9 protein-coding genes are annotated in these 11,736 nt (G+C 71.5%); 4 read left to right on the forward strand and 5 right to left on the reverse strand.

Annotated features, from left to right (window positions below; genetic code table 11):
* Positions 1-343: 343 nt before the first annotated feature.
* Positions 344-739 (reverse strand): DUF3040 domain-containing protein, encoded by a 396-nt coding sequence (locus HWD93_RS17580; protein ID WP_070418646.1) that lies wholly within the window; start codon positions 737-739, stop codon positions 344-346.
* An 83-nt stretch (positions 740-822) separates the two neighbouring features.
* On the opposite strand from HWD93_RS17580, the gene HWD93_RS17585 reads away from it, so the two are divergent.
* Positions 823-1,941: a polyprenyl synthetase family protein gene (locus HWD93_RS17585; protein WP_261647516.1), complete on the forward strand. Its 1,119-nt coding sequence runs from the start codon at positions 823-825 to the stop codon at positions 1,939-1,941.
* 72 nt (positions 1,942-2,013) lie between these two features.
* Here the strand turns inward: HWD93_RS17585 and HWD93_RS17590 are convergent, their stop codons facing one another.
* Complete coding sequence (locus HWD93_RS17590; protein ID WP_254789630.1) at positions 2,014-2,370, reverse strand: Rv2175c family DNA-binding protein; 357 nt, start codon at positions 2,368-2,370, stop codon at positions 2,014-2,016.
* Positions 2,371-2,542: 172 nt separating this feature from the next.
* Between HWD93_RS17590 and HWD93_RS17595 the strand changes: the two genes are divergently transcribed.
* Positions 2,543-3,760, forward strand: coding sequence for a LysM peptidoglycan-binding domain-containing protein (locus tag HWD93_RS17595; protein ID WP_261647517.1), 1,218 nt, complete (start codon positions 2,543-2,545; stop codon positions 3,758-3,760).
* Positions 3,761-3,962: 202 nt separating this feature from the next.
* Positions 3,963-5,987, forward strand: a complete 2,025-nt coding sequence (pknB, locus tag HWD93_RS17600; protein ID WP_261647518.1) for a Stk1 family PASTA domain-containing Ser/Thr kinase — start codon at positions 3,963-3,965, stop codon at positions 5,985-5,987.
* A 493-nt stretch (positions 5,988-6,480) separates the two neighbouring features.
* Here pknB and HWD93_RS17605 read toward each other — a convergent pair whose 3' ends face one another.
* The 3 genes from HWD93_RS17605 to HWD93_RS17615 form a co-directional block, all read right to left on the reverse strand.
* Entirely contained in the window at positions 6,481-7,824 is a 1,344-nt protein-coding gene (locus tag HWD93_RS17605) for a class II 3-deoxy-7-phosphoheptulonate synthase (RefSeq protein ID WP_092387865.1), read from the reverse strand.
* Between the two features lie 97 nt (positions 7,825-7,921).
* Positions 7,922-8,662, reverse strand: coding sequence for a 1-acyl-sn-glycerol-3-phosphate acyltransferase (locus HWD93_RS17610; RefSeq protein ID WP_070418642.1), 741 nt, complete (start codon positions 8,660-8,662; stop codon positions 7,922-7,924).
* Positions 8,663-8,694: 32 nt separating this feature from the next.
* Complete coding sequence (locus tag HWD93_RS17615; RefSeq protein ID WP_070418641.1) at positions 8,695-9,648, reverse strand: ROK family glucokinase; 954 nt, start codon at positions 9,646-9,648, stop codon at positions 8,695-8,697.
* A gap of 121 nt (positions 9,649-9,769) precedes the next feature.
* On the opposite strand from HWD93_RS17615, the gene HWD93_RS17620 reads away from it, so the two are divergent.
* Positions 9,770-11,614, forward strand: coding sequence for a long-chain fatty acid--CoA ligase (locus tag HWD93_RS17620; RefSeq protein ID WP_229087078.1), 1,845 nt, complete (start codon positions 9,770-9,772; stop codon positions 11,612-11,614).
* The last annotated feature ends 122 nt before the right edge of the window (positions 11,615-11,736 follow it).

Genomic DNA, 11,736 nt, shown 5'->3' on the forward strand with positions numbered 1-11,736 from the left:
CCCGCGCCTCCCGTCCGATGGCGCGCACCGCCTCGCCCCAGCGGTCACGACCCGCCCCGCGCGGACCGCCGAGCGGACGGGATCGGCCGCCGCGCGGGTTCGAGTGGGACGTATTTCGCCCGCTCGCCGAGCGGGCACGATTGGCCGCGCGCGGACCACCGAGCGGGCACGATCGGCCGCCGCGCGGCCTCGAGCGGGACCCATTTCGCCCGGTCGCCGAACCGGTCGCGGCGTGTTCCGCACAGTCGGCGCGGCGCCCGCCGACCCGGCGCACCCCGCCCCCGGACGCACGAAACGGGGCCGGCCCCGAAGGACCGACCCCGTGGAGGAGTGTGGAGGGCCGCTAGCCCTGGTTGTCGTTCCGCTTGTCCCAGCGGTCGTTCATCCGATCCATGAAGGACCCGCCGCCGCCCTGACTCGGCCGCGAAGCTCCGCCCGTCGACGGCTTGCCGGCCCGAGGCGCCTTCGCCTTGGGGGCTCGCATACCGGGACGCAGCGCGAAGAGGACTCCGGCCAGCATCACGACGAAGCCGAGGATCCCGATGAGCGGCTGGCGCATGACCAACCCGACGATGACGATGGCGACGCCGGCGAGTGCTCCGAGCACCCCGAGCGTGATCGACGTGTACGTCGGACGACCCTGGCGACGCGTGACACGCGCGACGAAGTCGGAGTCATTCTGGTAGAGGCTGCGCTCCATCTCTTCGAGGAGGCGCTGCTCTTGCTCCGAGAGTGGCATCTTTGTTCCCTCTGTTCCTGGGATCGACGCGTGGTTGAGGTGGACCGAGTCTACGACTCGACCGCTCCACTAGGGTAGGGAGTGTGGCTGAGAGTACGCGATTAGTGGACCTCGTGTCGGCGCGGATCGATCGAGCGCTGGACGACCAACGGGAACGGCTCGCCGCGATCAGTCCGGACCTGGCTCCGTTCGACCAGTACGCGCGGGATCTGCTCTCCGGGGGCAAGCGGTTCCGGGCACTGTTCTGCTACTGGGGCTGGCAGTCCGTCGCGGGGCGGTCGGGCTCGTTCGACCCGCTCGGCGAGGGGTCCCGGCAGACCACGGCCGAGGCGATCGTCACGGTCGCGGCCGCGCTCGAGATCTTCCACGCCGCGGCGCTCGTCCACGACGACATCATGGACCGCTCGGACACCCGCCGCGGGCGTCCGGCAGCGCACCGCCGGTTCGAGTCCCTCCACGAGGAGTCGGGCTGGGTCGGCGACCGGGCGCTCTACGGCACGAACTCGGCCCTGCTGCTCGGCGACCTCCTGCTCTCCCTGAGCGACTCGGTCTTCGACGAGGGGCTCGCCCTGCTCGACCCCGCGCGGGGTCGCATCGTCCGCCAGGAGTTCCACACCATGCGCCTCGACGTCACGGCGGGGCAGTACCTCGACGTGCACGAGGAGACCGCCTGGCCGACCATCGACGAGGACGAGCACCTCGTCCGTGCCCAGCGCGTCATCGTCTTCAAGTCCGCGAAGTACTCGATCGAGGCCCCGCTCGTGATCGGTGCCCTCGTGGCCGGGGCAACGGACGCGCAGCTCGAGGGGCTCCGGGCGTTCGGCCTCCCCCTCGGCGTCGCCTACCAGCTCCGCGACGACATGCTCGGCGTCTTCGGCGACCCCGAGGTCACCGGCAAGCCCGCCGGCGACGACCTGCTCGAGGGCAAGCGCACCGTCCTCATCGCCTCGGCCCGCAAGGCGTTGCCGAGTGGTCCCCGGCAGTTGCTCGACGAGCTCCTGGGCGACCCGGACCTCGACGAGGCGCAGGTGCAGATGCTCCGCGCGACGCTCACCGAGTCCGGTGCGGTCGCCGCCGTCGAGCGGTCGATCGAGCGGCACGTGCAGCGCGCGAAGGCCGCGATCGAGGCGGCACCGCTGACCCCGTCGGCGCGCGAGCAGCTCGTCGCGCTGGCCGACACGGTCAGCCGCCGCTCCGCGTAGACGCCCCCACCTGCATGCCAGGAGGGACGGTGCCGGCTGGCACCGCGCCTCCTGGACCCGAGGTGGGAACCGCTAGAGCAGCGACTGGGCGACGCGACGCACCTCGGCCTTGCGGCCGGCGCGCAGCGCGGCGATCGGCGAGGTGCCCATCGCGTCGTCGACGGAGAGCATCCAGCGGACGGCTTCGTCATCGGTGAAGCCGTTGTCGGACAGGACGATGAGCGTCCCGCGCAGTTCCGGCAGGGGCTCGGTGTCGTCGAGGAACTCGCTCGGCACACGCAGGACACCGTCGATGCGCGCGGCCAGCAGCGTCTTCTGCTCGAAGAGCCGGTGGACGCGTCCGGGGCTCACCCCGAGCAGGTCCACCAGGTCGGGGACGGTCAGCCATCGCTCGGAAAGGGTCGTGTCGTCGATGGGTGCAGCACTCACAGGCCCCATGTTGCCAGAGTGCGACGGGGCGTCACACCGACTCGTTCGTCACATTCGTCACACACGCAACATCCGACTCTCTGGTTGACTTGGGAATCACGCCATGCCAGCGTGGGAACACCTGTGAGTGCGCACGCACGTGCACCGGCTCACCGCTCGAACAGGAGACACCGTGGACAACGCTGCAGACGAAGACGCCCGGCGCGCACGATCCGCCCGGTTCGCGACCATGCCCATCGTCCTCGCGGGGACGATCGCGGTGACCGCCGGACTCACCGGCCCGGTCGCCCACGCCGAACCGCGCCACGACGACGACAACCGCAACAAGCGGCACGTCGACGAGGACCGCACGGTGACCGATCGACCGGTCTTCGAGACCGCGGTCGCCCGTCCGTCGCAGACCACCGTGACCACGGTCGCCGCCGTCTCGACGAAGGCGCCCACCACCTACACCGTCCGTCAGGGCGACACCGTGTCGGGCATCGCCGCCCGCTACGGCCTGTCCGCGCAGGAGGTCCTCGTGCGCAACGGCCTCGGCTGGAACACGATCATCCACCCCGGGCAGACCCTGCACCTCTCCTCGACGCCGGCGGTCAGCACGGCGTCGGCGACGACCTCGGCCACGGGCAGCTACCACGTCAAGCAGGGCGACACGGTGTCCGGCATCGCCTCGCGCGTCGGTGTGTCGACCACGGCGCTCCTCAGTGCGAACAGGCTCTCCCAGCGCTCGGTGATCTACCCCGGGCAGACGCTGCGGGTGCCGACCGCGGGTGCGACGGCAGCGCCGGTGGCGGCGGTCACGTCCGCTCCGGCCTCCACCTCCGGCAGTGCGTCGTCGGCCCGGGCCGGCAGCGTGAAGATCGGGACGGGTGACACCATCGCCTCGATCGCGGCCTCGCACGGCGTGACGGTCTCGGCGCTCCTCTCGGCGAACGGACTCACCTACACGAGCACGATCTACGCCGGCAAGACGCTCGTCCTGCCGTCGTCGGGCCCCTCGCTCTCCGTCGAGCAGCGGGGCAACGCGGCGACGATCGTGGCGGTCGGCCGGTCCCTCGGGGTGTCCGACCACGGGATCGTCATCGCCCTCGCCGCGGCGATGCAGGAGTCGAGCCTGCGCAACCTCTCCCACGGGGACCGCGACTCGGTCGGGCTGTTCCAGCAGCGGCCGAGCCAGGGCTGGGGGTCCGCTGCGGCCCTCCAGGACCCGGCGACGGCGGCGAAGCGGTTCTTCACGGGCAACCCCGGGCACACCCGCGGGCTGCTCGACATCGCCGGCTGGTCGTCGATGAACGTCACGACGGCGGCGCAGGCCGTGCAGGTGTCGGCGTACCCGAAGGCGTACGCGCAGTGGGAGAAGACCGCGCAGAGCCTGCTGGCGTCGCTCTGAGCCTGGCCGCCGGGCCGTCGCGCGCGCTCGCACGCCCGTCCATCGGGCCGTCGCGCGCGCTCGCACGCCCGTCCGCCGGGCCGTCACGCGCGCTCGCACGCCTGGCCGCTCGGCGGAACCGAGTCATCCGCAAGATCGAGATTCGGTCACGACCGGAGCGTCAGTGCGGGTCCGTGCAGTCCCGATTCGTAGAATGCCGCCGATGACCACCAACGCCGCCACGGATCCGATGATCGGTCGCATGATCGATCACCGGTACCGCGTACGCTCCCGCATCGCGCGCGGGGGCATGGCGACCGTGTACCTGGCGACCGACGTGCGGCTCGAGCGGCGCGTCGCGATCAAGATCATGCACGGCCACCTGGCGGACGACCAGGCCTTCCGGGAGCGCTTCATCCAAGAGGCCCGGTCAGCCGCCCGGCTCTCCCACCCGAACCTCGTCGGCGTGTACGACCAGGGCGCCGAGGACGACACGGCGTACATCGTCATGGAGTACATCCCGGGGATCACACTCCGCGACCTCCTGCAGGAACACCACGCGCTGACGCCGGAGCAGGCGACCGACATCCTCCGGGCCGTCCTCGCCGGGCTCGCCTCGGCCCACCGCGCCGGCATCGTCCACCGCGACCTCAAGCCCGAGAACGTCCTGCTCGCCGACGACGGCCGGATCAAGCTCGGCGACTTCGGTCTCGCCCGTGCGACCACGGCGAACACCGCGACCGGGGCGGCCCTGCTCGGGACGATCGCGTACCTCTCCCCCGAGCTCGTCACGCGCGGTGCCGCCGACTCCCGCAGCGACATCTACGCGCTCGGCATCATGCTCTACGAGATGCTCACCGGCGAGCAGCCCTACAAGGGCGAGCAGCCGATGCAGATCGCCTACCAGCACGCCAACGACTCGGTCCCCGCGCCGAGCGCCGCCGTCGCCGGGGTCCCGCCGGAGCTCGACGACCTCGTCGCCTGGTCCACCGCCCGCAACCCGGACGACCGGCCGCGCGACGCCCGCGAGATGCTCGACCACATGTCGGGCGACCAGCAGCGCGCCACCGGTCAGTACCGCACCGCCGTGCTGCGCCCCGAGAACGCGACCGCGATCATCCCCGCCGGGTCCGCGACGCCGACCTCGGCGGACTCGGGCGACGCGACCACCATCCTCGAACCGGCCCAGCGTTCATCGGCCCAGCAAGCCGGCGGCCGCGGTGGTCGGAACGCTCCGGGTCCCCGCCGGACCGGGTCGCAGCCAGGAGCCCTCTCCCCCGCCGGACAGCGGCTCGCCGACAAGTCGACCAAGCGTCGCAAGCGCGGGTGGATCATCCTCGTCGTCGTCCTCGTGCTCATGGCGATCGGCGGCTCGATCGGCTGGGCGCTCGGACCCGGGCCGTGGGGCAACGTCCGCATCCCCGAGGTCACGGGCAAGTCCGTCTCGCAGGCACGACAGCTGCTCGAGGCGCAGGGCCTCCACACGGCGTCGTCGACCGCGACCCGGTTCGACGCCGTCGTCGCGAAGGGCCAGGTGTCCACGACCAAGCCCGCCGCCGAGCGCGAGGTCCGCAAGGGCACCTCGGTGCAGATCATCGTGTCGAACGGGCCGAAGATGATCGCCCTGCCGGCCATCGTGGGGCAGCCGCTCTCCACCGTCACCGCGGCGCTCGACGACGACTTCCAGCTGCAGGACGACCAGTACCAGTTCTCCGCCGACGCCCCGAAGGACACCGTCATCGCCGCGACGGGTCTCGGCACCGACGGCCAGACGATCGACCTCTCGACGGTCGAGACCTACGGCGAACGCGGCCCGGTGACGCTCACCGTCTCCCTCGGCGCGGTCCCGGACGTGGTCGGCAAGTCCGTGAGCGACGCCACGGCGACGCTCGACACGGTGGGGCTCACGCTCGGCTCGCAGGACGGCCAGTTCAGCGACGACGTGCCCGAGGGGCAGATCATGTCCGCGAAGGCCCAGGACGACCCCGTCGTGCGCGGCTCCGCGATCGACGTCATCGTGTCCAAGGGTCCGGCGCCCATCACGCTGCCGGACGTGCACGGGAAGACGATCAACGACGCCACCTCGACGCTCGACGCGCTCGGGCTGAAGGTCTCGGTGCCGGCCTGCACGAACATCCTGTGCGGCTTCTACGACTGGAAGGCCTCGCTCCCCGTCGAGTCCACCGACCCGGCGGCGGGCACGACGGTGCACCGCGGCGACACGATCACGCTCGCCTACAAGCAGTAGGCGCACCGCGCGGCGGCGAGTCTCGGCCCCGCGGACAGTTCTGCGCCCTCGTGCGGCCCGAACTGTCCGCCAGGCCGAGTCTCGGGCCAGGCCGCGAGCGCGTGACGGACGGGAGGCGCGGTGCGGGCTGGCACCGCGCCTCCCGTCCGCCGCTTGTGGCGACCACGGCGCGGAAGCGACGGACGTGCGCATCGCGACGCAGCCCGTGCCGCCGAGGCGACAGGGCCCCGCGGGGACTCCGCAGGACCCTGTCGCTTTCGCACACCGCGACCGCCGGCGGCGCGGCGAGACTGGGCCCGCACGACGGCGGTCACGAGCGCGCGCGAACGGGAGGCGCGGCGCGGGCCGGCACCGCGCCTCCCGTCACACGGTCGTGGCGACCACTGCGCGAAAGCGACGGACGTGCGCGTCGCCGCTCGGCCCGTGCCGCCGAAGCGACAGGGTCCCGCGGAGACTCCGCAGGACCCTGTCGCTCTCGCGGATCGCGACCGCGCTACGCGCGCACGTGCGGGTGGGCGCCGAGCTCCTCGGCGACCAGGAACGCGAGCTCGAGCGACTGCATGTGGTTCAGCCGCGGGTCGCACAGGGACTCGTAGCGGGTCGCGAGGGTGGCCTCGTCGATCTGCTCCGAGCCGCCCAGGCACTCCGTGACGTCGTCACCGGTGAGCTCGACGTGCATGCCGCCCGGGTACGTGCCGACCTCGCGGTGGGCCTCGAAGAAGCCGAGGACCTCGTCCACGACGTCGTCGAACCGGCGGGTCTTGTAGCCGGTCGGCGTCGTCAGGCCGTTGCCGTGCATCGGGTCCGTCACCCACAGCGGGTTGGCGTCCATGCCCTTGATCGCCTCGAGCAGCTTCGGCAGCTCGTCGCGGATCTTGCCGGCGCCCATGCGGGTGATGAACGTGAGGCGCCCCGGCTCGCGGTTCGGGTCGAGCTTGTCGACCAGGGCCTTCATGTCGTCGACCGAGGTCGTCGGGCCGAGCTTGACGCCGATCGGGTTCCGCACGCGGGACAGGAAGTCCACGTGGGCGCCGTCGAGGTCGCGGGTGCGCTCACCGATCCAGATGAAGTGTCCGGAGGTGTCGTAGGCGAGCCCGGACCGCGAGTCGATCCGGGTCATCGGGCGCTCGTAGTCCATGAGCAGCCCCTCGTGCGAGGCGTAGAACTCGACGTGCTTCAGCTCGTCGAAGTCCGCACCGCAGGCGTCCATGAAGCGGATCGCGCGGTCGATCTCCTTCGCGAGGTGCTCGTACCGGGCGTTCGCCGGGTTCGACGCGAAGCCCTTGTTCCACGAGTGCACCTGGCGCAGGTCGGCGAAGCCACCCTGCGTGAAGGCGCGGACGAGGTTCAGGGTCGACGCAGCGGTGTGGTAGCCCTGCACGAGGCGACGGGGGTCGGCCTGGCGGCTCTCCGGTGTGAAGTCGTAGCCGTTCACGATGTCGCCGCGGTAGGCGGGCAGCGTGACGTCGCCGCGGGTCTCGAAGTCGCTCGAGCGCGGCTTGGCGAACTGCCCGGCCATGCGGCCCATCTTGATGACGGGCATCGACGCACCGTAGGTGAGCACGACGGCCATCTGGAGGATGGTCTTCACACGGTCGCGGATCGAGTCCGCCGTGGCACCGGCGAACGTCTCGGCGCAGTCGCCGCCCTGCAGCAGGAACGCCTTGCCCTGGGCCGCCGACGCGAGCCGTTCACGCAGCTTGTCGACCTCGCCCGCGAAGACGAGCGGGGGCAGCGTGGCGATCTCGGCCGAGGCGGCCTCGGCCGCGCTGGCGTCCGGCCACGTGGGCTGCTGCTTGATCGGGAGCGTCCGCCAGTAGTCGAGGCCCTCGATCACGTCCGGATCCTGCAGGGCGACGAAGTCGGTCGACTCGAACAAGGGTGGTACCTCTCGAAGGGATGGCCGTCCGGGCGGATGCCGGAACCATCGAATCCTAACGTGCCGAGGTGCCCCGCCCATTCCGCGTGACCTTGCCGCGGAGGACCTGCTCGCGCGCCGTGCTCGCACGCTCCTTGACACTCGTCGCGTAGACGTCGACGTACTCCTGGCGGCTCAGCCCGGCGAGCTCGTGCATGACCTCGTCGGTGACGCTGCGGAGGATGAAGCGGTCGGTCTCGAAGCCCTCGAAGCGGGAGAAGTCGAGGGGCTTGCCGAAGACGACGCCCACGCGCTTGAACTTCGGGAAGCGCTGCCCGATCTGCTGCACCTCGCGCGTGCCGACCATTGCGACCGGGACGACGGTGACGCGCCCCTCGAGGATCATGCGGGCGATGCCGGTGCGGCCCCGGTAGAGCTTGCCGTCCGGGCTGCGGGTGCCCTCGGGGTAGATGCCGAGCTGCTCACCCCGGGCGAGGACCTGCAGGCCGGTCCGGAGCGACGCCTCGGACGCCTTGCCGCCGGAGCGGTCGATGGGCAGCTGGCCGATGGCGTTGAAGAACGTCTTCGTCGCCCAGCCCTTGAGCCCGCGACCCGTGAAGTAGTCGCTCTTCGCCAGGAACGACAGCCGGCGGTCGAGCACGGCCGGCAGGATCACCGAGTCGATGAACGAGATGTGGTTGGACGCGAAGATCACCGGTCCCTTCGCGGGGACGTGCTCACGGCCGACGACCCACGGCCGGAAGAGCGTGAGGATGAGCGGCCCGAGCAGGAAGTTCTTCAGCAGCCAGTAGGTCATCGTCGACTCCGAGACGGTGGGGTGGTGCGACCCTACGCCGTGCGGGCGTGGATCCGAGCGAGGTCGGCCGCGCCGACGACACCGGCGTCGTTGACGAGCTCGGCGATCACGAAGTCCGGCTCCGGGTGGTAGCCCCGGGCCGGCAGGTTGTTGAGGTAGGCCTGCTTGATCGGGTCGAGCAGCCGGTCCCCCGCACTCGCGACGCCGCCGCCGAAGACGAAGAGCTGCGGGTCGAGCACGGCGGACAGCGAGGCGCAGGCCTCGCCGAGGTGCCGACCGAGCCGCCGCAGGGCCGCGAGGGCACCCGGGTCGTCGGCCAGGATCAGGTCGCCGACGATGTGCCCGTCGAGCTCGCCGCCGTTGGCCGCACGGGCGTCGGCGAGGGCGGAACCGATGCCGCCGGCGTCCGCGACGTCGTTCGCCATGCGCTGCAGGGCACGACCGGAGCCGTACTGCTCGATGCAGCCGCGGGCGCCGCAGCCGCACGGGAGGCCGTTCGGCACGATCCGGAGGTGGCCGATCTCGCCACCGGTGCCGAAGCCCCCGCGGAAGAGGCGGTCCTCGGTGACGATCGCACCGCCGACGCCGGTCCCGATCGTGAGCATGGTCATGTCGGACACGAGCCGACCGGCACCGAAGCGGAACTCCGCCCAGCCCGCCGCGTTGGCGTCGTTGTCGACGGTGATGTGCAGGTCACCGATGCGCTGCTGCAGCTTCTGGCGCAGCGGCTCGTTCCGCCACCGGATGTTCGGCGTGTAGTAGACGATCGACTGCGAGGCGTCGATGAAGCCCGGCGCGGCGACGCCCACCGCGCTGACCTCGTTCGCGGCGCGCAGTCGCGAAACCATCGCGACCACGTCGTCGAGCATGGCGTCCGGGTCCGCAGCGTTGGTGGCCACCCGGTCCTCGGCGACGATCTCGCCCAGTTCCGTGACGACCGCTCCCGCGATCTTGGTGCCCCCGATGTCGATTCCGATGGCGTGCACGAGGAACGAGCCTACCGGTTCCCTGCGTCCACACGGAACGCTCGACACCGCGCCCTATGCTGGCGGTGTCGCCTCGACGATGAGGCGCACTCGAATCGAACCGGCCGACAAGGGAGTCACCGTGAACGATCAGCGGCACCCAACACCGATCACCGCACCCGACCACGGCTCGGCTGCCCGACTGCTCTCCGAGCGGGCGCGGGCGACACCGGACCGTCCGATCCTCGCCGAGCGCCGCGGCGACACCTGGACCCCGATCAGCGCGGCCGACGTCGAACGTCGGGTCCGCGGGATCGCGAAGGGCTTCGTCGCTGCGGGCCTCGAGCCCGGCGCGCACGTGGCGATCCTGTCGCGCACCCGCCTCGAGTGGACGCTCGTCGACTTCGCCGTGTGGACCGCCGGCCTCGTGTCGATCCCGGTCTACGAGACCAGCTCCCCCGACCAGGTGCGCTGGATCCTCTCCGACTCCGAGGCCGTCGCGATCGTCGTCGAGCAGGAGGAGCACGCCCGCCGTGTCGCGTCGATCGCACCGGACCTGCCGCACCTCGGCCAGCACTGGACGATCGACGGCGGCGGGCTCGACGACCTCGTCCGCCTCGGCGAGGACGTCACCGACGCCGAGCTCGACGCCCGCACCGTCGACGTGCACGGCCACGACGACGCCACGATCATCTACACCTCGGGGACGACGGGCCGGCCGAAGGGCTGCGTGCTCCGGCACGACAACTTCACCGCGACCGTGGAGGGCGCGTCGGAGGCGATGCCCGAGGTCGTCGCCGACGACGCCTCGACCCTGTTGTTCATCCCGATGGCCCACGTCTTCGCCCGGTTCATCGCGGTGATGTCCGTCTCCGCGGGCGTCCTCGTCGGCCACGAGCCGGACACGAAGGACCTCATGCACGCGGTCTCGACGTTCAAGCCGTCGTTCCTGCTCGCCGTCCCGCGCGTGTTCGAGAAGATCTACAACTCCGCCGAGCAGAAGGCCGACCTCGGCGGCAAGGGTCGGATCTTCCGCGCCGCCGCGAAGACCGCGGTCGCGCACTCCGAGGCACTCGCGAGCGGGAAGGTCCCGCTCGGACTCGCCCTCCGGTTCAAGCTCTTCGACCGGCTCGTCTACGCCAAGCTCCGCGACGCGATGGGCGGCCGCGTCCGCTACGCCGTGAGCGGTTCGGCACCGCTCTCCCCGCGGCTGTCGCACTTCTTCCGGTCGATCGGGGTGCTCATCCTCGAGGGGTACGGCCTCACCGAGACGACCGCCCCCGCGACCGTGAACCGAGCCGGGGAGCTCCGGATCGGCAGTGTCGGCCGCGCGCTCCCGGGCGTCGAGATCCGGATCGCCGAGGACGACGAGATCCTCATCCGCGGCGTCGACGTCTTCGACCGCTACTGGCGGAACGACGAGGCCACCGCGAAGGCCCTCGTCGACGGCTGGTTCCGGACCGGCGACCTCGGCCGGCTCGACACCGACGGCGTCCTCACCGTGACCGGCCGCGCCAAGGAGCTCATCGTCACAGCCAGCGGCAAGAACGTCGCACCGGCACCGCTCGAGGACGGCATCCGCGAGCACCCGCTCATCGGACAGGTCGTCGTCGTCGGCGAGGGCAAGCCCTTCGTCGCCGCCCTCGTCACGCTCGACCGGGACATGCTCGCCGGCTGGTGCGAGACGCGCGGGATCACCCCGGCGCTCACCGCGCACGAGGCCGCCTACGACGAGCGGGTCCACCAGGCCGTGCAGGAGGCGATCGACGCCGCCAACCAGCGCGTCTCACGTGCCGAGTCGGTCCGGTCGTTCACGGTGCTCGACACCGACCTCACCGAGGCGTCGGGGCACCTCACGCCGAAGCTGACGATCAAGCGTGCGGTCGTCCTGAAGGACTTCGCCGCCGACGTCGAGCACATCTACTCGGGGTCGAAGGTGCAGACCACCGCGACGCCCGTCGTCGAGGGTCGCCGCCGCCGGGGCTAGGTCCGCGACGCGTGCCAGGAGGCGCGGTGGCGGGCCCGGGGGGCCGCGGCGCGCCCCCCGTGGCGCGGCCTTGGCGCGGGGGGCGGGCCGGGGGCTGGCCCCTATTGACGTTCTCCAGGCCG

The sequence above is a fragment of the Curtobacterium sp. C2H10 genome (genome assembly GCF_025407985.1).
Taxonomy (GTDB): Bacteria; Actinomycetota; Actinomycetes; order Actinomycetales; family Microbacteriaceae; genus Curtobacterium.